The organism is Amazonocrinis nigriterrae CENA67 (assembly GCF_016056305.1).
Taxonomy (GTDB): domain Bacteria; phylum Cyanobacteriota; class Cyanobacteriia; order Cyanobacteriales; family Nostocaceae; genus Amazonocrinis; species Amazonocrinis nigriterrae.
On the sequence record NZ_JAECZC010000002.1, the window covers coordinates 22,776 to 45,733 of the forward strand.

Consider the following 22,958-nt stretch of genomic DNA (forward strand, 5'->3'; position numbering starts at 1 on the left):
CTTATTGAATTAAATTAACAACATGACCGGAACGTAAACGAGTGTTTTGCCAAGAACAAATTAAACCCAGAGGCCCAGGATCTATCACTGGATTTTGAGGAAGCGATCGCACCCAAGTTTGACCTGTATACCGCAGTTCAAAAAGTTGCACTACTCCTAAGTACCGCACAGCGGGAAATTGCTGAAATAAATTGACAATATCTGAAGGATATACAGGGCGTCCAAAGGGCCAGCCTCTACCATCTTGTCCGCCAGTGATGGGGTTGAGAAAGCGGTAGAGGGCGACTCGCAATTTCCCTAAAATTTCTTGTCGGGCGAGGGTGTTGTTATACTCTGGTTCTAGTGCTACTTCTGTTTGCACTGTTACACCTACATATTCCGGTGCTTGCAGCCTGACTTGGACTCCCAGTAACCGCCGTTCGTCTAAGTAAGCAAGAATTTGGTCGCGTAGTTGGGGGCTGAGGCTCAACAGTTCTGGTTCAATACCTTCACCACGAGCAATACTATCTGTATTTGCAGCAGGTACAACTAATAACCGCACTGTCCCGGCTTCTTTGTTAGATGTGGGTGGTAAGCAACGCACACGGGTGACAGCCCCCATCCCCGCTTGTAGAGTCAGCACTTCAAAATCTTCCGGCGTCACGGCGCGATCACGGGTACGTAACATTGCCGGCACGCGAATCACCGCATCTTCCAATGATTCTGCATCTGAACCGTTACGGGCTGGTGTATGGTTGACTAATCTGGCAACATAAGGAACAGCCGTTTTCGCAACGGTAATTGTCCCTCGTTGCACATTCCCCTTACGTCCTCCACCAGTGCGATAAGCCACCATCCGAATCACCGAACCCCGCGGTGGTACAGCACCATATTGTCGCTCCAACTCTTGGAGATTAGGGATTAGGGATTGGGGATTAGGGATTGGGGAAAGATTTATATTCTCCATGCCCCATGCCCCATTCCCCATGCCCCTCCTAATATTTGTTTGCTGCTGAAGTTGAGCGGGTTCTCGAATCACTGGGCCAAATTGCACTGTACCTGTGCGGGAATCTATGGTATAGTGCAAATCTTGAGGATTAGAATTGGCAAAATCCGTGACTTCTTGCCATCTTTGGGGAATTCCTCCAGGCGGTGAAATTAGCAAATATTCATCTTCACGACGATTTAAAACCGGAACCCCTTGCAGTTGAAAAGTTTGGCCGGGTGTCCCGTCACTTTCCCCTAGAATTTCATTCAGAATCAGTTCGCTTTGACTAGCGCCTACAGTACCACCAATGGATCTGATAGCCAAACCAATAATTTTAGGAGAACTGCTATATCCCGGTTGATTAGGTTGGGGTGGGGTGTAAACGCAGCGTAACCAACGTCCTTGATAAGCTGTAAAGGTAGTCACAGGCCAAGATTGCGGTAGATGCAAGACCACATCAGCACCTTGGAGAGGATTAATACCTTGTCTAGCCAATTCGCTAAAACTGAAACCCTTAGTACTATCGTCAGATTCTTGCAGCAGAATTGACTCCCATTGCAAACCATTCCAAGCTTCCCAGCGTCGCGGCGGAACATCGGGATTAATACCTGTTGCGGTGGCGGCTTCTCCCTTCAATTGCAGTGCTAAAACATTACCCTCGCACTGACACTCGCTATCAATTACCAAATAAAAACAGTTTCCTGGTTGGGGTTGTTCGTCAAAAAATGCAAGTTCCCTACCGTACCATTCACCATCAGAACGCATAGTCCACAAATTAGTAAAGCGATCGCGTAAAATTTCTGGTGTTGTGTCTGCGGTTTGGGATGAGAGAAAGTGACGAATCCGGGGTTTATCAATAATTAAAGGGCGATCTGTACTAAAAGCGATCGCTTCTTCTGTTTCCGTTCGTACCGTTGCTACCTCCACCCCCACAGGAATTGTGTAGGTATCAGGTAAAGCAGCACTGAGATAAAAAGTAATATCAGCAACGGCGGGTGCAGGTGCTTGCAACCGCACCCCCAGCAACTCTAAAAAAGTAATATAATTCCGCTGCGGAACTTGGTTGAACCGTAGCAGCATTTGGTCAGTCAACCAGGCGAATAGCTCAATCAGCGTGATACCTGGATCACTGGGGTTATAATTAGTCCATTCTGGACAATAGCGGGGAATCCGTAGAATACACTCATCTACTAAATCTTTAAAAGTGCGATCGTCCAGATTAGATTTTGGTAATTTTGGTAAAAAATCAAATTCCACAGTTTTTATTAAGTGCTGAGTGCTGAGTGCTGAGTGCTGAGTGCTGAGTTGGGAGTTAGGAGTTAAGAGTTGGAAGTTGGGAGTTAAGAGTTAGGAGTTGGGAGTTAGGAGTTAAAAATTATCTCCCTCATCCCCCCACCTCGCTTTCAACGCCGTTGAGGTAGAAGGGAAAGACTAAACTCCGAGAGTCGTGGGAGTCTTTGGGATGGTATTCGATGATAATATCTACCCGACCTCGCAACGGATCGGGGTCGGTACGTACTGCATCTAGGATGATGCGCGGTTCCCACATTTCTAAAGCTTCTTGCACATGTAGCCGTAAAAGCAGTAGAGTTTGGGTATTCATTGGTGCAAAGGTCAACGCAGATAAGCGCGAACCAAAATTAGGACGATACACCCGTTCACCTAAATCGGTACGCAAAATCAGCAGCATCGACTCTTCAATATTCCGTTCTTTTGTACTGAGTTGTAGACCTCCCTGTACGTTCACTCGTAGCGGAAAAGACCAGCCTGTACCCAGGTGTTGATTTTGATTGAGTTCCGGCATGGTAGGTAAATTTTGACGAACTGACGCTACTTTATGCTCATGTCCACAGCAAAACTATTCGCCAAAAGTCGAGTTCCAAGAACTAGAATTTTGCACGCACCAGGCGCAGAGACACAGAGAATAAGAATTTAAGTATTGCTCTTTTTCTTTGTATAGCTGTAGCCAGATGTGTCAGGACAATATTGATTGCTCAAAGCCTTGAAATAACTCGGTTTATACTCAGCACTCCGCACTCAGCATTTTGCTATAACTTTGCGCCTTTGCGCCTTTGCGTGAGGCAAATTAATATTTTTAATCAACAACACCGATAAATCAAAACAAGAAATAACGCTGTGTCATCGGTAAAGATGTAGCAGGTTCACAAGTTAACAATTTCCCATTTACCCTGACATCAAAAGTTTCTGGATCAACTTCGATTGGTAAAATCACATCATTGTGTTTCATATCTGCTTTTGTTAATTCACGAGTTTTAGAAACTGCTAGCGTGCGAGTTTTTAAACCTAATCTTTTAGGTATATCTTGTTCTAAAGCTGTTTGAGAAATAAAAGTAACAGAAGTTGCTGCTATTGCACCGCCAAAACTGCCAAACATGGGACGCATATGAACTGGTTCTGGGGTGGAGATACTCGCATTTGGATCACCCATTTGCGACCAAGCAATCATTCCTCCTTTAATTACAGTATCCGGTTTCACACCAAAAAATGCTGGTTTCCACAAACACAAATCTGCTATTTTACCGACTTCCACTGAACCGATATAATCTGCAACGCCATGAGCGATCGCAGGGTTAATGGTGTATTTAGCAATGTAGCGTTTTGCTCTAAAATTATCATGGGTTTGGTAGCGATCGCTAACAGATGGCAACAATCCCTTTTGGATTTTCATTTTATGGGCAGTTTGCCAAGTGCGAGTAATCACCTCGCCTACTCTTCCCATAGCTTGAGAGTCAGAAGACATAATGCTGATAATGCCCATATCATGCAAAATATCTTCAGCTGCGATCGTTTCTTTACGGATTCTCGATTCGGCAAATTTGACATCTTCACGAATGTTTTTATCTAGGTGGTGACACACCATCAACATATCAAGATGTTCGTCAAAGGTATTAATTGTATACGGACGGGTGGGATTAGTAGAAGCGGGTAAAACATGACTTAAACTACAAACTTTCAGGATATCAGGCGCATGTCCACCACCTGCGCCTTCTGTGTGGAAAGTGTGAATTACCCGGTTTTTAAAAGCAGCAATGGTATTTTCGACAAAACCTGCTTCATTGAGGGAGTCGGTGTGAATTGCGACTTGTACATCATATTGATCTGCAACACGAAGACAATTATCAATAGCATCGGGGGTACTTCCCCAGTCTTCATGCAACTTTAAACCGATGACACCAGCAGCAACTTGTTCTATTAATCCTTCTGGTTTGCTACTATTGCCTTTGCCCAACAAACCAATATTAATTGGGAAGTCATCAACCGCTTGTAACATGCGGTGAATATTCCAAGGGCCTGGGGTGCAAGTTGTGGCGAGAGTACCAGTAGCGGAACCAGTACCGCCACCAATCATGGTAGTAATACCAGAAGCTATTGCTGTTTCAATTTGCTGTGGACAAATAAAATGGATGTGTGTATCAATTCCCCCAGCGGTGAGAATTTTACCTTCGCCGGCGATGATTTCCGTACCAGGGCCAATGATAATACCTCTATTTTCCGGGTCGTTGGGTTCTTCGGGAATATCTTGAATGTAGGGATTACCTGCTTTACCAATTTTGAAAATTATCCCATCTCGAATGCCGACATCTGCTTTAATAATGCCCGTCCAATCGAGAATTAAAGCGTTGGTAATTACGACATCTGCAACATTGGGGCTTTGGTCTTTGGTGATGGGCGATTGTCCCATACCATCCCTAATTACTTTACCACCGCCAAACTTAACTTCTTCACCGTACAAAGTACCACCGTAAGTAGTATAATCCTGTTCGACTTCAATAAACAAGTCTGTGTCAGCAAGACGGACGCGATCGCCAATCGTAGGGCCAAAGGTATTGATATATTCTCGTCGGTTGATATAGTTACTCATGTTTTTTTAAAGGAAGGGGAAGAAGAAGGAACAAGGGGAAGGAGAATTGGGAATTGGGAATGGAGCATTGTTATTAGTTATTTCTCCCCTGCTCCCCTGCTCCCCATCTCCCCATCTCCCCTGCTTAGCTAGCAAATAATCTGTGAGTCAATCTTTGATGTCGCATTTGCGCGATATCAATTGCAGGGGTACAAGACCACATTTGATTTAAATTCATGGATGCAGCTGTGTGATAGGCTTTTTCAATTTCTGGTGCTAGTTGCAATAAAATTTGTTGTGCTTGTATATGTCCTACAATACTTAAACGAATGGCTGCACCTAATAAACCAGTAATAAAGCTATGTAAAAAAGCCAAAACTGTATGCTGTTCGCTCAACATTGCTACCCTACCAACTACGCCAAATATAATTGGATGTAAGCAGTGAATTTTACCTGTAGTAGCATCTTCATTAAGAGAATTTAATTGCACATCTTGCCATGTTGAACTAGCTACCATTAATAAAGCGCGTCCGCTTTTGCGTTGGGTTTCGCGGGTTTTCTCTACTAAAGTTTGAGCAAATAATTGAGCATCTGCAAGGCGTACTGCGTCTAAGTCATCAATTGCACTTCCCCGATAGGCGTGGATGAGTGCTACTGTATCTGTAACTGCTACTTTATTACGTAATAGTAACTTCAGAAAAGTTTGCAAGTCTTCTGAAGAAGTTAGTTGCTTTTCTTGTACTAAAGATTCTAGCCCGTGAGAAAGGGTAAATGAGCCAGAGGGGAAGAAAGAATCAGACAACTGCATTAAGGCCAGTTGTGGAGCGATCGCAGATCCAATTATCATGAGTGATGCTCGTGATGATGGTGTTGAGAAAAGTCGAGATGTCTTTGGGCTGAGTGCAGTTCGTAGTCAATTTTTAAGCCGGGAATTTTAAAATTATGGATAGTCGATTCTATGACTTCTACATCTGCTACTAGTTGAACGTAGAGTTTATTATTTTGTAAAATAATCGGCCAATGGTGATTTCCCAAGACGTGACCCAAATGAATTAATTTGATGGGGTGTTGCGTAACTGGTTGAGTAAAAGTCAGTACCATTACTTTTTCGTCTTGCAGATGAATTAACAATAATTTTCCTTGTTCTGTTTCTAAAACATCTCCTTCTCGTAACGACCAATCCCGATTCTTGACAATTCCTACTGCTATACCAGTGGTGCTGTGAGTGTGTATTCGGCCTTTACGGTTATCAGTTTGACTGATATGAACTTCTAAAAAAAGTGCTGAAGAACGTGCTTTTTCTATCCGTTCAGATAAGCTGACATTTTCAAGAGAATTTCCCAAGTAAATTTGTGCTAGTTCAGTCATAATTCATTGGGTAAAAGAGGTTGATGACAACTGCGACGCACGCAGTTTAAAGCATATTTAAAATAAGTTTTGATTTCATGAGTTCCACTAGCTATGACTCTAATTACTAGTCCTCTATTTTTTGGTAAGATTGAGCTTGCTACAGTCACGCCATCACAGTTACCTGCTTCTAGATTTTCTACACTTTCACTCAATAATTTAAGGTTTGTATCTGGTAAAAGGATAAGTAAATTACCGATAACAGATGAAGAAACAAATAGTTGACTATTGGTAAAGGGATTAAGTTTACCTTCTAAATGCATAGCATCAATCAACCATAGTTCTCCAGTGGTAGAAGTCACTTGTAAACGATTAAAATAATGGTTAAACTGGTAAATTTCTCCCCTTGCAAGCCTTCCTGGTAAAATGATTTCGCTGAAAAACAGTTTTGCAGTAGGATGAATCTTGATATTTGTAGTTTGTTCTAAAGTTGCATCAGCAAATAAAATTAAAGGTTCTGGGACAAATTCTAAAGTAGCTTTTTCGCCAATTTCAATTTCATAATTGGTAGTAGCTTTTGAGTCTGCTATCGGCATAGAATGCACTTTAGTAGCAGCTTGGTCAGTTAGATAAAGGCTAGTATTCGCTGCTAATTGTAAAGATATATTTAACTGATCTCCAGCAAGTAAACCTGGGGATGTTGTCATTATATAGAGGTAGGCGCGGTCAGAATCAGCATCATCGAAACGAAACACAGGAGATACCCGCAAAGGGTAAGCTGTATACTGATGGCTGATGATGGTTTGACCCAAGCGATCGCACTTCAGTTTTAACTCTAAGTTATTAGTGCGTTGAATAGTCTCTATTGGCGAAGTTAACACAATCAAACCCAAATTTCAGCTTCTAATTGTTGCAGCACTACGGAAAAGCACTGTATCCAAAATAAAATCAACTACTTCGTCCAAACCTTCACCCGTTTTGCAATTACTATAAACAATAGGTTTACCTCGTCGATATATTGGCGCTTCGTAACGAATTAAATCTAAATTAGCACCAACATAAGGGGCAATATCAATTTTATTGATTACTACTAAGTCAGCTTGTACAAAGCCAGGGCCATTTTTGCGGGGAATATCATCACCTGCGCCTACATCAATGACAAATATGTAAGAATCTACTAAATCGTAGCTAAAGGTAGAAGCAAGATTATCACCTCCACTTTCAATTAAGATTAAGTCTAATTGGGGAATTAGTAACTCAAAATCTTTCACTGCTAAAAGATTCATCGTCGGGTCTTCTCGAATTGCTGTATGGGGACAGCTACCTGTTTCTACTCCGATAATTCTTTCTGGAGGTAAAAACCCGCGATTTTTAAGTCTATCTGCATCTTCGGTAGTGAGTAAGTCATTGGTGACCACTGCTACTTCAATGCCTTGATTCATTAATTTGGGGACAATACACTCTATTAAAGCAGTTTTTCCACTGCCCACTGGCCCCCCAATTCCCAGTCTTGCTGCTGATTTTGGCATAATTAATTTCCTAACGGTTTATTAACTAATCCATTGAAACCATAAATTTCACGCTTTCCAACAAAGGGAATTAATTCTACTTCTTTTGTATCTCCTGGTTCAAATCTAATGGCTGTTCCTGCGGGAATATTTAAACGTTTACCATATGCTTGTTCGCGGTCAAACTCTAACCCTTTCTTTTCTTGATAGCCATTATTAACTTCAAAAAAGTGAAAATGAGAGCCTACTTGAATCGGGCGATCGCCTTGATTACTTACTCTAATTTTAGTAATTTTTCGTCCTGCATTTAGTTCCAGCGGTTCTGCTTTAGTAATGATTATTTGACCAGGAATATTTGCAATTTTTTCAACTTTAATTGAAGAAGCGTTGTTATCAAAACTTTTACCTTCAACTTGAATAACATTCAGATCGGGTACGTTGCTAGTAAAGGTTTTACTCCGTCCTCGAAAATCCTCGTATTCATATACAATAACTTTGAACCCTGCTGGCACTGTTAAGGAAGATAATTGATTATCACCAATGCCCAACTCATAAATGTTATATTCGCCCTCTCCAAGTTCTTTGTTATTGCCTTGATAGTTTGCACCATCATAAATCACAACTTGATTACTTGTATACATTAATAAGTTTCCCTATTGTCAAGTACAAACTTTAAATCAGCCAATCATAAGAAAAACCTACAACTAAACCTCAAAATTTTTCTTCCCTACTCCCTACTCCCCACTAATAAATCATTCGTGAATTGGATTATGTACCGTTACTAATTTTGTGCCATCAGGAAAAGTTGCTTCTACTTGGACTTCATGGATCATTTCTGCTATACCATCCATGACATCATCCTTTCTTAAAATCTCTGTACCCTCACTCATGAGTTGACTGACAGTTTTTCCTTCTCTTGCGCCTTCTAAGATAGCAGCAGAGATATAAGCCACTGCTTCAGGGTAATTGAGCTTTAAACCTTTTTCCTTGCGTCTTTCTGCTACCAAAGCTGCTGTAAAAATTAGCAGTTTATCTTTTTCTTGAGGTGACAATTGCATAAAAGCTATCCTATGTTTAGCCTGGCTATTTATGAGTTTGAGTGATTATCTAGCCAACACATCAATTTACAGTAGACGAACTATCTTTGATTCAAGTACTTTATACAAATTAATCTACTTTTTCTCGTTAACATGCTTTTTGTACTTACAAGTTTGTTATACCTAATAGAAATTAATAATATTTTATATTCTTTAAAGTTTTAACAGTCAGTCTAGGTGCGTTATGCCGTAGGCTAACGCGCCATCAACAATTCAAGGTGCGTTGCGCTGTGCGACAACGCACCCTACATTTGAGTGCTGAGTAAAAGTCAATGAATTAGCAAAGTAGATTTTTATTCGTCTGAGTGTAAGCAGTTCATGATGGCTACTTATTGACCGATGACAATCATCAGCCACCAATTAATACAGTTGGTGCGCCTATTCCTATAACAGTAGTTAATGGTACACCAGTGACAGTATTAGCTCCAGCCACTTGAGAAGTCACCCGCGCTGCTGGTCGTCCACCTATCAAAACTGTAAAAGAACCCATAACAATGCTACCAGTCACAACTGGCCCCGCCACAAAGTCGCCAACACAAGCTGCGGGTAAACCTGAAATCAACACATTTGGTACACCTGGCGCAGTAATTGGATCGCCTGTCACAGTTAAATCGGTAAGTCGTGCTGCTGGAAACATAAAAATTAATTAGGGAATCGGGAATTGGGAATTGGGAATTGGGAATTGGGAATTGGGAATTGGGAATTGGGAATTGGGAGAATGACAACTAACAATTTAGCCGAATTATACCCCCCATAATACCTACCGTAGCGGCACCATTAATGCTAACTGTAGCGCCAGCATTTGCACTAATTGAAGCACCAGCACTAGCACTAATGGAAGCACCAGAATTTACACTCAAGGAACCAGCAGATTGAACACTTATTGAACTACTAGCTTGTACGCTAACTGTTCCTGTAGTTCTCATCGTAATACCGCTCGGAGTTAGTTCTATACTAGTACCCCCTACAGTTAAAGTAATTTTTTGAGTTGCGGTCAAGGCAATTTCGCCACCGTTAACACTAATTTTGTTAGTTGTTCCAGTTGTTCCTGATTTAACTGTCATGTCACCCGTTGAAGTTAAGCTAATAGTTTTATTACTATCATCACAACGAAATTTGTGACCGCCAGTAGTTTCTAATTCGGCAAACTGTTCACTGTCATTCAGTCGAAAATTATGACCGTCTGTAGTTTGAACATAAACACCTTTTTTAGTACCTTTATCTTCTTCCACAAACTGTAGTTTATGTCCTACACGGGTTTTAAAAGTTCGTAGGCGCACTTTACCGTCAACAACAGTATCATTGACATTTTCCGGTGGTGCATCTGTGCCGTTCCATACACCACCAATGACATAAGGGCGATGGATATCGCCGTGTTCAAAGGCTACTAATACCTCATCGTTGATTTCTGGTAAACAATCAAACCCTCTACCTGGGCCTGCTCCTATACTCACTACTCTAGCCCAGTTGCTCTCATGCTCTTCTGTCAAGGTAGGAAATTTTACTCTCACACGACCCCAACCTTTTGGGTCTTTGTTATTACTAACAATTCCTACTAATAAAGTTTGTCCTGGTTGCAGATGGGTTTGGGGTGATAGACTACCTAAAAGGTCACTAGAGCGTAAGCCGCGTACACTGAATTCTGTAGTATAAATTCTTTCGTGGAATAAGTGACGAGTTTCAGTGACGTAGTAGCTACCGCTGTAATTGCCCATGTCTGTGAGCTTTACTACCCTTCCCGGTCTGATGTTGGGATTTCCTTCGCCTTTGGCATCAGCATAGACAAATTCTCCGCCAAGTTCATTACACAAAGCTTGAGCTATTTTTTGAGCTTCGTTGGCGCTGAACACTGGCTGATCCACTACAATCATCTTTGGCTGGATGCTAAACTTAGTGCTGGTTTTACTACCTGTGCCGTTTGCTGTGGTAGTAATTACTTGTTCTGTTGATGCTGTAGAGACAATTGGTTGCTTTGTAGTGTAGTCCCAACCGCGCACTTCTACAGAACTCACTTGTTCAGCACTGGTAACTCGGACGCGGAAGTTGTGTATGTCTTCCAGCCATTTGAGACTCAAGGTTTGGTCTTTTGTCGGCTGGCGAAAGTTGAGTTTGTCATCTTGAACATACAACTCAAAGCCTAAGCGGGCTGCTCTTTCTCGCAAGAACTCCATGTTAGTCTGATTTTCTTGAAAGACGTAATCGTGAATAATGCTGGTAGAAGTAATTGTGCCAGTAGCAATTCCTGTTTCTTTTGCAATCTGATTTACGATGTCGCTATCATTCATATTTTGGAATGAGCGATTATAACGTCCCCGATGCAGACGATGAGAAATATCATAACCACGAATGATGATAGGAGCCTGAGACTTTTCAGTAAACTCAGTTTCTATGGCTGTAATTTCTCCATCTAATACATATTCCTGTTCCGCAGTTTCAAAGTCTACGTTTTCCGTCGTACTGGAGACGAAACCAATTTTAATTTTCTTACCAATTGCAAATAAGCTTTGGTGTCGCCAAGTTTCGTCTTCTGTGCGTCCGGGAAAATAATCGTTTTTGATTACCAGGGTGAACATTCCCGGTAGATGAAGGCTTTCTTCTACGGAAATTTGCAAAATGTCGTTGAGCAAATCAGTGGAAGCATTAGCACCATCAATTTGTAACAGCGGTTCGGGTATGTAACGGACTGCGGGCATACATATCCTAAGAGTTGATTGACAATAGCCTATTAGGATATGTGATTGTGTCCTATTCCCCAAAGGTCGAATTAATAGAGCAGGGGTGCAGGGGTGCGGGTGTGCAACGTTTTATACTGAAGTTTGCCTAGCTGCAAAAACTTGTTGTGCTGTTAGTTGTAAATTGACGTGAGTTGGATGAACCTCTCCCCAACCCCTCTCCGACGCGGAGAGGGGCTTTAATATTCTAGGTAAAGAATAAAAAACAACCTTTTAAGCCTCTCTCATTTTAGGGTAGAGGTTTGGAGAGGGGTCTTTTAAATCTATCAAACTCACGTTTATATAGACTTGACAAAATTTTGAGTAATGTAACACATATTATATTGTTGCTGGTTTATTTCCATTTCCGTTGCTGTCCACACTGGAAGTTAATGAGGGTTGCTGTGAACTGGAAGTTGGTGATTCGCCTCGCAGTCCCTTGTGGCGCTGGTTTTTTGGAACTCCTCCCGCCATGCCATACTCTACACTGCTTTTGCCATATCGAGTTGCAACTGCCAATAGCATGTGTTCTGCCATATCTGCCAATTGGCGTTCTGTTTCTAGCATTTCACGATAAAATTTATCTAAGCTGGAAAGGGCTGTGTTGTATGTATTCTCTTTGCTTCGCATCGTCTCAATTAGAGTTGAGAAGGCAGTTAGGGTGAGTCCGCTGTCTAAATCTAAATTTGGATCGATGGACTTGATACCAGCAGCACGGCGTACTGCTTTTTCTAATACTTTAGAAGTTCTTTTTTGGCGGGCCATGATATACACCTTGTAATATACGACTAATATTCTTTACCTTAAGAAACTTCCGTATTGATCGGCTTGAGAGAATTTTGGCAAATCTGCAACGGTTTTTGCTACAAGCCTAACAGTTGTTATCAGTGCAGGAATTACTGAAATGAGTTAGCAATCAGGTAAATTTGAAAACAAGTTACCTATTTACCTGCGCGTTCTACTGAAATGAGTGCGTGATCTACCGAAATGAGTAGGTGATCGCTAATACTGAGAAGCCAATATGCCTTTTTGCCTGCGCGTTTTACTGAAATGAGTGCGTGATCTACCGAAATGAGTAGGCGATCGCTAATATTGAGAAGCCAATATGCCTTTTTGCCTGCGCGTTTTACTGAAATGAGAAGGCGATCGCTGATATTGAGAAGCCAATATGCCTTTTTGCTTACTAAAATCAAAAGTTGCTCAGAACAGATTAGTTCAATCGTTAACAGTAAGAGCGATCGCCCAAAACATAACTTACTCTTGCAACCAGCCAAACAAGTCTGCTACAGTCAGGTTAAAATCTTTGGCAAATTCTGGCACTGGTAAACGTGTTTCTGGTTCATCGTAAAAAGTAGTTGGTTGATCTGGCAAGTAAACAAACACAGATTCTTCCTCTGGGTCAATTAACCAACCCATCTGAGTTTCATACTTGAGACAATGCAAAATATTTTTAGTAACTTTAGTTTGATTTTGGTCAGGAGATAAAATTTCAATTGTCCAATCTGGGGCAATTGCGAAGATGTTAGCAACCCCTCCATTTTCTTTACGCGGGATTCTTTCCCACAAAAACACAGAAATGTCAGTTACAATTGAGCGTCCACCAAAAGTACAGCGAAGTTCACAGAAAGCCCTTGCAATTTGTTTGGGTTTTACAACTAAGTTAATTGCAGGTGCTAACTCAGTTTGAATGACGCTATGTTCTCCTTGTGGCATCGGTTTTTTGATAACACGCCCATCAATATATTCGCTGGGAGGTTGCGTTTCTGGCAGCTTGAGGAATTCGTTTAAAGTTAAGGATTGAGCAGGAATCTGTACCATTTAAAATTTCCTTAACAGGGGTAATACTATTTCACTAAATTAATGATACAAATAATTTCTCCCCTGCCCCCCTGCCCCTCTGCTTGCCTAAATGTATCAACTTTAAAGTAAAACGCTATGAGTTATTATGAATTAACCTTGCCTATTTGGAGGATCGACCACCACCTGTACGGTTGACGCTGGTAGGAGTACTCATACTTGGTTGGGAAAAAGATTCATCTACTTCTTCTAAAGTTAAGCTAACTTTCGCCCGTACTGGGGTACCATCAGGCAAAAACATAGTCAAACTGTAGTTAAGGGTTTTGACGAAACAACGCAGATATTGTTGAGCGCCCCAGGTAAATATATAAACTGGTGGACGTTTTTTTGCACCTGATCCTGATTCGGCGAAGCTAACAGCTTTCTCAAAATTTTTAATGTGTGTGAGGACGCTGCTACCAGCTTCATAGGTATCAAGTATAATGTTGCTAATTGTCAAGCTACAAGGTTCTGGATAAGCAAAACTGACTTTAGGCAATCCTTTATCTGTACGAGCAGCACCTTCTTTATTAACAGTAAATTGCCGTGAGAAGTCTAACTGAGTAGGGTTGAACATAAACTCAATATCTGGTGCTGCTCCTTCTAGGGCAATTAGTTTGGCTTTAACTAGATTAGTTGTCATAATTAATTTTGATAAATTTAAATGTAATTTTGCCAATTAAAAAATAGCTTTTACCAAGGTAAGCGACCTAAATAATTTTTACCTCGCCGTTCTTGCTCTATTTTTAACCGCTGTTGAAGCATTTTATAGATTTCTTTGGCTAAAAGTTCTAAATTTTCGTATTCCTCTTGTGAGGTTTCATGAGTAATAGTGACTTCGTTCTGACTGTCTTCTATGTTCTGTACTGATGTAGAACTAGAAGGACTAGAAGATGTTTGGATAATTTGACTGGAATTATTGGATTTTGGATAATGTATTGCTTGGGGGCTGTAGTGCGATCGCTTAGAATTAAGAGGTTGTACAACTACCCTTGGGTTATGATCGACTTTGGTAATTTTATCAGCTAATTCAGCAATGCTAGACCATGAATTTGGTGGTTCTTTTGCCGATTTTTTTCGCATCTGCACAGGGGGAAAAGCAGAAACTGAAATAGAAGTAGATGAATTGCGTGAAGTTGTTTGATTTGCAAAAGTAGATGTGATTAAATCAGACTGTTGAGCCAACGGGCTGAGAGTTGATATTTTTTGCAAACCTGTAGGTAATTGAGGAATTTCTGTTTGATGGTTCTGATGTTGTGTTTTTGTTTTTGGCTGAACAACAGTAGTTTCTGCTGATACAACTGATGTATTTATTGAGGTATTTGTATTCTTTGTAGTTGATTTATTGGCTGCACCCACTGAAGTCCGATTAACTGAATCACCCAAATTTGATAATAATTTAGTACCTAATGGCGACAAAAATTTAGGATTGATGAATTTATGACCCAAAGGTTTTTGAGTATTCAATGAATTTTTCATACTCAAATCTTGGGCTGTTACTTCTTTTGGAATATTGGCGTTATAATCTGTTGCCATATAGTATTAATTACTAGGAAAGTATCCTAAAGCATCACGTCCTGAAAGAATTGACGCACCACCAGACCTGGTTTTATCAACTTTTAATCCTTCGTAGGTTAAAGTCAATTCTTCAATAGCAACTGTACTAGAATCTGCACTTAAGCTTGGTGCTTTCCATGAGATAGGAACAGAACCAATTAGCGTCCAACACTGCATAGTTTCGCCTGCTTGGTTAAAAACTAAAATATTAACGTTGCGGCGTTCTTTGGTACTGCTTAAAACTTTACTAATCCAATTCCAGAATGTTAAATCGTTGGTAATACCTCGCTTAAGAGTGACATCTGAAAATTCTGCTTGATTTAAAAGTACTCTTTGTTGGTCATTAACGCCACCTTCAGAAAATTTTTCAGTTTTTATAGTCACACCTAAACCTTGACACTCGGTGAAACAAGCACTGATGTTACTTTCGATTTCTACATAAAATCGATTGGCTGTAACATAGTTTAATTCATGGCTAGAATTGGCCATTATGAATTTAATCTCCTACCATAGTTTGTGCCACGTTCTCTTTGATGTTGCAAATCTTCAAGCATTAATTCATAAACCTGATCACTGAGCATTAATAGCAGTTGGCGATCGCGCATTACTTTTGCTGCTATCTCTGAGACTGCCTTCAGGTTATTTTTGGTGACATTAGAATTAGTCATACAATCAACTAACCAATAAGTTTTATACTTTAATAAAATTGGTATGATTTTATCAACTCACTCTATATAGAGACTATTAGCCAAAAGTCTAAGCTAATAAACAATCCTCCCAGTCCCTAATCCCCAGTACCTAGTCACCAGTTTAATTTTTAATTTTTTGTAGTGGCACTAACCCAGCTTTCTCTAGCAATTTTTGTGCTTCTTCTGTTCTCAGCATCTCAGCAAATTTCTGCCCAATAGGAGGACGACTATTGTCTCCTGGATAAACTACGACTATTGGATAACCTAGGGGATAACTTCCTGTTTGAAATACTTGAATATTGGGGTTGTAGCTACCTTTGTCATCACATAAATCTGTATTGGGATCTATTGGCTTGCCGTTATCTTGAATTAAAGTTTGTACCGCAGATTTATGACCATCTACTACAGCTAAAGGATAAGCAGAACACTGCCCAAAAACTTGACTTAGTGTGCCAAAACCAATGCTACCAATATCGTTTTCTTCAAAATCTTGCAGTACTTGTTGTAGCATTTTCAATGTGGGAAGTTGAGTGATTTCTACAGTTGGACTACTACTATACGTGTTTGTTTGTTGATGCTGAGTCTGTAAGCTTTTAAAAGTAGCGATCGCACTTGCTTCTTGAAGTACCCGTTTTTCAAATACTTCTAATGCTTCTTGTTGATTTGGTATGTAAAGTTTAACTGGTAAATCTGGTAAATTAGCACCTTTGAACTGCTTCCAATTGGTAATTTTTCCTGTGTATAAATCACGTAATTGCTCTAAGCTAATTTTGCCATTTAATGCTTTCGGCAGACTGTTGTCTCGTTTGGAATAACTAAAAGCAACAAATACAACTAAACCATCATAGGCAAATTCTTGATTTCTTAAATCAGGAGTATTTTTTTGAATTAAATTAGTCACAGCAAAATCACTATTTCCTGATTTTACTTGCTCAATTGCTTTTGTAATTGAATCTTCTGACTGATAATTTAACTCTAACTTTGGTTGGCTATCTTTGAGTTTTTGTTCCAGGGTTTTATTATGTAAGATCAAATTGCTTTGTCCTCTTATATAACTCCAGGTTCCGTTTTTATCAAAAGAATAAGTATATTTCCCTGGAGGAACAGCAGGTACATCTTTCAAACAGCAAACTATCACATTTTCAGATGTAACTTTTTGACGTTGAAACTTTTGAATGAAAAACCAAATCAACGAACCCAGCAATATTAAACCAAGGATTCCTAAAATTAGTAAATAAGGACGAAATAATTTGATTTTTTCATTTTCTTTATTACCTATAATTACTAACTCTTCCCTAGGTGGTAGTGATGGCAGTTGTAACAGTAATTGTCGTGCTTCTTCAGCACTAACAAAAGGTTTATCTAACTCTAAAAGTCTAAAAATAAAGGCTTTAAATGCAGGTGTAATTTTTGTCCAATGCTGTTCTTGTTTGGGGTCAAGGGGCTGATGATTAAATGAGTTTACAGTACTTCCTGCCAATAGATAAAAAGCAACATGTCCTAAATCTACTAAGTCTTGAGCAAATGTAGGAATTACCGTTTTAGTAGTGGGCAAATCAAACAAACGTTCCCAAAGTGCTAAATCACTCACATAAATGAAAAATGCTTGATCATCTGCTAAAATCAGTAGACTATCAAGACTAATATTGCCATGTGCAATTCCTTGCTGGACTTGACCGGAAGGAAGGCTAAATTTTTGCCCGTGGAGAAATTGCAAGGTTTGTAAAACTTGGCTGAGAAAACGACGCACTTCGCCCTCTGTCATCGCACCATTAGTAGCAAGATAAGTGCTGAGGGTAGGATATGCATCTTGATTACCGTTAGTCACAAGATAGCAACGTTCTGCAATTGGATCTGCAACTGCATCCCAAGGCAAATTCAAACGCATATCTTGGATTCTGCCATCTGCGAGACTCAAGCCTGCAACACGTTCAAAAAGTTGTTTTCTGTCTCTAGTTTCCTGTGGGTTGAAACAAATGTTAGGCAGTAGATATTCTTTAATTACCACTGACTGTTGATCTGCAACCTGAACACCTAAATACAAACGCCCCATTCCCCGGTGTCCCAAAAAACTTTCTATGCGATATCGACCACGATACCCCCGAAACTCTGTTTTCAGGGGCAAAATGGTGGGAAAACCACATTGTAAGCATTTTTTGGCTGTTGAATCTTGCTCTAATGTTTTTTGCGTCCATTCACAGCCTAAAGTATTACCATCAGAACAGTGATACTTTCTATAAATAAAATCAACTCCCAAAGCAACAGGTGGCTGCTGAGTGATAGCTTCTCGTTGCCAAGCTTCTTGAACTATGTGTTTGCCAGTTTCCTTGACCACGACTGAAACCTTTAGCGATCGCTTTTATTGCCGCATCCTACACTGAATCTCTGGCTATAGCCATTAGACTTTCCGCTAAAAAGTTAATCATCAGTCAACAGTCAACAGTCATCAGTCAGATGTTTTGAGTCTAGCAAAATCAAGGCTTTCTGGCTGATTGTGGCGCGATCGCACTGAATGACAGCCACGCTTTGAAGTAACATCAAATTATAAATCAATTAATCAATAGCAGAATGCATGTCATCAGTCGTAAAAAACTGCGTGAATTTTGTCAAAAACATGCTGATTCCTGTGATGCAATTAACAACTGGTATAAGGCTGCAAGTATTGCTACATGGAATAATCTTACTGAGGTACAAGCCGTTTATCCTCAGACCGAAGCTGTTGGTAATTTGACTGTTTTTAATATCAAAGGTAATAAATATCGTCTAATAGTTGATTTGGTTTACAATGACCAAATAATTTATATCAAATACATTTTGACACACGCAGAATACGATAAGGACGAATGGAAAAATGACCCTTACTTTTAACAGCGATAATTATGCAAGTTTGCTGGTTAAATATCAACCAAAAGTGATTAAAACAGAAGAGGAAAACCAGCAAGCAATTGCATTAGCAGAAGAACTTTCTCATCAAGTTAACCGAACTGTGGAAGAGTCAGCATTGTTAGAACTGTTGATTACTCTCATAGAAAAGTATGAAGATGAACAGTATCCAATGCAAGAAGCAACGCCGCATTCAATGCTCTTACATCTAATGGAAGCTCGGAGTTTAGAAGCTGCTGACTTAGTGGCAATTCTTGGTTCAAGAGAAGTAGTTTCCCAAGTCATGAATGGAAAACAAGAAATTACGCAAAACATGGCTAAGGCTTTAGGGCAGTTTTTTCACGTTGATGCTAGTTTGTTTGAGAATTAAGCGATCGCAGTGATAAATTAGAGAGCGATCGCTTTTACTGCCGCATCCTACACTGGTTCTTTAATTAAAGGCATTAGACTTTTCGCTACTCATCCCAACTTGCATTTACAGGTAGTAATTATAATCAACAAGATGAGGTAGATGTTACTCCCTTATCGGGAGCATCCCAAATGTGTAAAAACATAATTTGGATGCTCCACCTTATCTTCATCATTTCTAAATGCTATTTTTACTAGACACTGCCTCTATATTCTCACGAGAGAAGAGCTTATGTAGATCCTCAAGTTTATTTTTCCAGCTATCAACAAAAGCTCTACTTCCTTGAATAGTTCCTGGTTTTACGCCTTTTTGGTGACGGTCTTGAATAATTTTTTGTGTTACCCAATTCGCTAAAGCTGCGGGTATATTTCCATAGTAACTGGCGATTTGCGCTGCAATCATAGTTTGGTCATCGGTGACAAAGTTTGATTCTTCTGTACCGATATAACCTGGCATATAGTCTCCTTCTGCTTCCACTTGACTACGAATAGGCGTCAACTGATCATTATTGAGTATTGTCGGCGAAGATAAGGTTTCTGTTACCTTTTTCATTTTTTCTTCTACCTTGGCATTTCTCAATTTCTCAGGTACTTTGTTTCTATCTTTCTGACTATCTAAGTAGTTTAAAATTCTGATTGCTGACCCACCAATGATCTCTAAAGAGTCGTCTTCAGTACCTAACCCAATAGCTACGTTTTCTTGCAAAGTAATATTTGCAAACTCTTCTACCTCCAGTATCTTCATTGCTTCTTGTAGTAAAATGTCCCTAGTTTTTTGCCATGTGAAAACCTTGTCAGTACCAAGTATAGTTTTCACACGTTCATATATCCCTTCCCAATAGATATTGTACTTACTGGAACGCAGGGATGTTTCAATTGACCCTTGCCAAAAATCCTCACTATCAGGAGCGCCAAAGCGTCCTTGTTTGTCATCTTTCAGTGTTAAATCTTTGGTAGCACTTTCGTCAAAAATACCCCAAACTTTTGCTACATCAGGCCCCTGCGCTATGACAAGATAATCCACCAATACTTCCTGCTCTTCTGATACGTCCCAACCAGGATTATTCTTCAAAAAATTATCCCCTGCTTGTTTTCGTTGCTCTGCTGCTTTCCACTTGCCAGAGATTTGCATTTTTACGAATCCGGCTGCTGAAATTGTCCATCCCTTTAAGTAATCGAAAAACAAATTTACTAAGCCTTTCCTATTGATTTTATTACCCATTCCCTCGGCAATAGCAGGCCCACCAGTCACTACCCATTCGACAACCATTCCCAGTTCGGTCGCTTCGCACGTAGCATCAACTCCTGCGTTCGGCCCAGCTACACCAATAATCAGTGTATGTCCTTTATCTTGGTACTCTTTATATTCTTTCATGATCACTGATTGAGGATCTTTGAGTTGTCGTTGGAAGGTATCGAGATCCATCACCCGCTTTTTCTCAGTTTCTTTATGTTCTTCAGTTGTGATTTCCTTTGATAGGGCGTTAAGATTATCAAATTTATGGGGGCCAATACCCAAACCTGAGATTACCTTTAAAGCATAATAATCGTCTTGATCAGTCTCAATTTTATACCATTTGTTTTCATCTCTGCTAACCTTCTTAATTGTGGTATTTACTGGTTTATTGAAACGTCCCATGACTGTGTTAATATCAGCAGTCAGTTTTGCTGGGTTTCCCTTAAATGTTTCGTCAGATCCAGATGATTCTTTGGGTAGATTGGTTTGATGGCGTACAGGAGAAGTCATGTGCATCGGGTGGTTAATAAAATCTATTCCTCGGCTTTCTGGTGATGATGAGTCCCAAGGTTGGATTTTACCAATAATTACTGTTTCTTCTGGGTCTAGAGAACGACCATGAACGTTTAAATAATTAGCTATACTAGGCCCTGTGCCAAGTAATGCAGTCTTGAAATAACGTGAGGGTTCGGGCAACTTTTCCTTTTGTTCTTTCCAAACTTCTTTCTGCTTGTGTGGCTCTTCCTCTATCTTTGTTTTGCCATTTAAGTCGAACTTGATATAATCTTTGATAAAAAAGAGCAAATGTTGGGGATTGTCCAGATTAATTTCGCCATAATCTTCTGGACTTAGTTCCATGTAACGTATTTTTTCCAAAAATAAATTTTTTTCGGTTATTGCTTCGTTTATCGTTTGTGAATCTTGTTCTGACAAAAGTTGTTTGTGTTTGTCTAGCGCTTCTTTAAATTTTGTATATAATAATTTGTCATTTGTGTTCAATCCAGCAAAAGCAATTTTCCTCTGGATATTTGTGGTAGTGGGAGTTATGGCTGACTTGTCTTGAGTTTGTATGGCTCGCTGCACTGTACTTCCATTCTGCTGCACCACATGGGTCAACTCATGGGCAATTAACTCTTGTCCACCACGACTTCCAGGGTTATAGGCTCCCTGGCTAAAGAACATATCCTGTCCCGTTGTAAATGCCTTTGCTTGGATTGATTGATTCAATCGGTCAGATTGAGAATCAGTGTGAATTTTTACACCGCTGAAGTTAGCCCCAAACGCCTGTTCCATCGGTTTGCGGGCACTCTGCGCTAGTGGCTGTCCGTTACCCCGTACCCGTTGAATCGATGCTTCTAAATCAGGTGTTGCAGCCATCCCATCGTGAATAGACAAACGCTGCACTATTGGCTTCATTCGCAGTTCGCCTTCTTCTGGCATTTCCACACGCTGGATTTTACCAAAGAGGGGTTTTATTTGCAGTTCTTTATTTTCTGGTCTTTGTTGACGCTGAATATTTTGACTCTCAGGTGCATTAATTTGCTGCACAACATCCTTTGCTACTCTATCCGCTTCTTGCTCATACTTATCCCCTGGCTGACCAATTGTCAGTTTCATCTGAATTCGAGGTTGCAGTGGTGGGGTAATATTTCTGGGAGATACAGATATATCTAGAAAGTCACTACTAAACTGTCTTTCTTTGGCTGATTCTGTTTGTAAATCTGGTGTTTGCTGTTGTGTAACTTCTTCTGCTTGGGGCTGGACGACAAAGCCGCGTGGAGCAAACTGATTAGACACTGGGGTGTCAGAGGATTTAGCAGAAGTCTGAGCCGTTCTGTGTTGTCTGCTATACATATACTTAATTTAGTAGCGGTTGATGTCCAGCAAAAGATGGTAATAAATTTTGCACCATATTAAGGAGATCTGCCAACGATCGCCACCATTATTCACAGAATTTAAAGTGGGCGCTCGCTGAATTATTTTTAACCTGGTGAAAAATACTTATTTTTTTAACGTAGACGCGCTAGCGGCTTGCCGCAGGCTACCGCAGAGGCACAGAGAACTCAGAGTTAAGAAAGTATAAGAAGTTACTTCTGTATTTCCATCTTGAGCCAACTAAAAACTAAATCTGCCGAAATATCAAGGTTGATATCTTGTAATATTGGTAGGCGATCGCTACCTTGAAATAACTCTGGTTGTTGCCCTGGACGGAAAACCAAAATAGAGCGATCCTGTGGATCGATTAACCAACCCAGTTGGCAACCATGTTGTAAGCAGTAGAGAATATTGCCAATTACTCGGTTACAACTTTGTTCTGGGGAGAGAATTTCAATTGTCCAGTCTGGGCAGAGTAAAAAATCGTTGGGCGGTTCTCCATCAGCATCAAATGGAATACGCCTCCAGTAGAAAACTGCTACATCAGGCACAATTGAGCGGACACCAAAACTACAACGCAACTCTGGAAAAGCATATGCAATCTTTTGGCTTTCCGCTGCATCATTAATACTATTACAGAGCCTCAGTTGCAATCGGCTATGCTTCCCTTTAGGCATTGGCTTTTGGATAATCTCACCACTGATATATTCGCTTGCCGGCTTAGTTTCTGGGAGCTTGAGAAAATCCTCTAAGGTCAATACTTGGGAAGTAGCGCCAGTCATAGCTCCTGAATCCTGTAGCATGTGTTTTCAGTCTAACAGTACGTGAGTTCGACGGAATTAAAAAACCCCGCTTCCATTCCTCTTTGCTGCAAAAAAAAAGACTTCAAAAGCTCGATTTTTTGTTCTTTACCAAGGATCTTAAAGCCCCTCTCCGCGTCGGAGAGGGGTTGGGGAGAGGTTCATCGAACTCACAGTCATC

Annotated in this window: 23 protein-coding genes; 2 read left to right on the plus strand and 21 right to left on the minus strand. The window is 40.3% G+C overall.

What is annotated here, in order from left to right; all coding sequences use genetic code 11:
- Position 1 precedes the first annotated feature (1 nt).
- The 19 genes from I8748_RS01670 to I8748_RS01760 all read right to left on the minus strand — a co-directional run bounded on the left by I8748_RS01670 (position 2) and on the right by I8748_RS01760 (position 17,909).
- Entirely contained in the window at positions 2-2,224 is a 2,223-nt protein-coding gene (locus tag I8748_RS01670) for a putative baseplate assembly protein (protein WP_198122950.1), read from the minus strand.
- 127 nt (positions 2,225-2,351) lie between these two features.
- Positions 2,352-2,771, minus strand: coding sequence for a GPW/gp25 family protein (locus tag I8748_RS01675; protein WP_198122951.1), 420 nt, complete (start codon positions 2,769-2,771; stop codon positions 2,352-2,354).
- A gap of 312 nt (positions 2,772-3,083) precedes the next feature.
- The gene (gene ureC / locus I8748_RS01680; RefSeq protein ID WP_404800260.1) at positions 3,084-4,838 is read right to left on the minus strand and encodes an urease subunit alpha; all 1,755 of its coding nucleotides are present in this window, start codon (positions 4,836-4,838) and stop codon (positions 3,084-3,086) included.
- A 136-nt stretch (positions 4,839-4,974) separates the two neighbouring features.
- Positions 4,975-5,676: an urease accessory protein UreF gene (locus I8748_RS01685; RefSeq protein WP_214662384.1), complete on the minus strand. Its 702-nt coding sequence runs from the start codon at positions 5,674-5,676 to the stop codon at positions 4,975-4,977.
- Positions 5,673-6,197, minus strand: a complete 525-nt coding sequence (locus tag I8748_RS01690) for an urease accessory protein UreE (RefSeq protein WP_198122953.1) — start codon at positions 6,195-6,197, stop codon at positions 5,673-5,675. The genes I8748_RS01685 and I8748_RS01690 overlap by 4 nt, the downstream gene beginning before the upstream one ends.
- Entirely contained in the window at positions 6,194-7,057 is an 864-nt protein-coding gene (locus tag I8748_RS01695; RefSeq protein WP_198122954.1) for an urease accessory protein UreD, read from the minus strand. The genes I8748_RS01690 and I8748_RS01695 overlap by 4 nt, the downstream gene beginning before the upstream one ends.
- Positions 7,058-7,072: 15 nt before the next feature.
- Positions 7,073-7,705: an urease accessory protein UreG gene (gene ureG, locus I8748_RS01700; protein ID WP_198122955.1), complete on the minus strand. Its 633-nt coding sequence runs from the start codon at positions 7,703-7,705 to the stop codon at positions 7,073-7,075.
- Positions 7,706-7,707: 2 nt separating this feature from the next.
- Positions 7,708-8,037, minus strand: a complete 330-nt coding sequence (locus I8748_RS34890; protein ID WP_318781184.1) for an urease subunit beta — start codon at positions 8,035-8,037, stop codon at positions 7,708-7,710.
- Between the two features lie 399 nt (positions 8,038-8,436).
- Entirely contained in the window at positions 8,437-8,742 is a 306-nt protein-coding gene (gene ureA, locus I8748_RS01710; RefSeq protein WP_198122957.1) for an urease subunit gamma, read from the minus strand.
- Between the two features lie 388 nt (positions 8,743-9,130).
- Positions 9,131-9,418, minus strand: coding sequence for a PAAR domain-containing protein (locus I8748_RS01715; protein ID WP_198122958.1), 288 nt, complete (start codon positions 9,416-9,418; stop codon positions 9,131-9,133).
- Between the two features lie 88 nt (positions 9,419-9,506).
- The gene (locus I8748_RS01720; protein ID WP_198122959.1) at positions 9,507-11,474 is read right to left on the minus strand and encodes a VgrG-related protein; all 1,968 of its coding nucleotides are present in this window, start codon (positions 11,472-11,474) and stop codon (positions 9,507-9,509) included.
- A 357-nt stretch (positions 11,475-11,831) separates the two neighbouring features.
- Positions 11,832-12,257 (minus strand): hypothetical protein, encoded by a 426-nt coding sequence (locus I8748_RS01725; RefSeq protein WP_198122960.1) that lies wholly within the window; start codon positions 12,255-12,257, stop codon positions 11,832-11,834.
- Positions 12,258-12,433: 176 nt separating this feature from the next.
- Complete coding sequence (locus I8748_RS01730; protein WP_198122961.1) at positions 12,434-12,766, minus strand: hypothetical protein; 333 nt, start codon at positions 12,764-12,766, stop codon at positions 12,434-12,436.
- Positions 12,747-13,310, minus strand: coding sequence for a Uma2 family endonuclease (locus I8748_RS01735; protein ID WP_198122962.1), 564 nt, complete (start codon positions 13,308-13,310; stop codon positions 12,747-12,749). The genes I8748_RS01730 and I8748_RS01735 overlap by 20 nt, the downstream gene beginning before the upstream one ends.
- Positions 13,311-13,452: 142 nt before the next feature.
- Complete coding sequence (locus I8748_RS01740) at positions 13,453-13,971, minus strand: CIS tube protein (protein WP_198122963.1); 519 nt, start codon at positions 13,969-13,971, stop codon at positions 13,453-13,455.
- A 50-nt stretch (positions 13,972-14,021) separates the two neighbouring features.
- Positions 14,022-14,864: a hypothetical protein gene (locus I8748_RS01745; RefSeq protein ID WP_198122964.1), complete on the minus strand. Its 843-nt coding sequence runs from the start codon at positions 14,862-14,864 to the stop codon at positions 14,022-14,024.
- 6 nt (positions 14,865-14,870) lie between these two features.
- A complete protein-coding gene (locus I8748_RS01750) occupies positions 14,871-15,374 on the minus strand; it encodes a phage tail protein (protein ID WP_198122965.1) in 504 nt (167 codons plus the stop codon).
- The gene (locus tag I8748_RS01755) at positions 15,374-15,553 is read right to left on the minus strand and encodes a hypothetical protein (protein WP_198122966.1); all 180 of its coding nucleotides are present in this window, start codon (positions 15,551-15,553) and stop codon (positions 15,374-15,376) included. The genes I8748_RS01750 and I8748_RS01755 overlap by 1 nt, the downstream gene beginning before the upstream one ends.
- A gap of 142 nt (positions 15,554-15,695) precedes the next feature.
- Positions 15,696-17,909: a substrate-binding domain-containing protein gene (locus I8748_RS01760; RefSeq protein WP_198122967.1), complete on the minus strand. Its 2,214-nt coding sequence runs from the start codon at positions 17,907-17,909 to the stop codon at positions 15,696-15,698.
- Between the two features lie 233 nt (positions 17,910-18,142).
- On the opposite strand from I8748_RS01760, the gene I8748_RS01765 reads away from it, so the two are divergent.
- Complete coding sequence (locus I8748_RS01765; RefSeq protein WP_198122968.1) at positions 18,143-18,442, plus strand: type II toxin-antitoxin system HigB family toxin; 300 nt, start codon at positions 18,143-18,145, stop codon at positions 18,440-18,442.
- Entirely contained in the window at positions 18,426-18,827 is a 402-nt protein-coding gene (locus I8748_RS01770; RefSeq protein ID WP_198122969.1) for a helix-turn-helix domain-containing protein, read from the plus strand. Before I8748_RS01765 ends, I8748_RS01770 begins: the two co-directional genes overlap by 17 nt.
- A 216-nt stretch (positions 18,828-19,043) precedes the next feature.
- On the opposite strand, the gene I8748_RS01775 is transcribed toward I8748_RS01770, so the two are convergent.
- The gene (locus I8748_RS01775; protein WP_198122970.1) at positions 19,044-21,956 is read right to left on the minus strand and encodes an eCIS core domain-containing protein; all 2,913 of its coding nucleotides are present in this window, start codon (positions 21,954-21,956) and stop codon (positions 19,044-19,046) included.
- Between the two features lie 233 nt (positions 21,957-22,189).
- Complete coding sequence (locus I8748_RS01780; RefSeq protein ID WP_198123188.1) at positions 22,190-22,759, minus strand: Uma2 family endonuclease; 570 nt, start codon at positions 22,757-22,759, stop codon at positions 22,190-22,192.
- Positions 22,760-22,958: the final 199 nt, after the last annotated feature.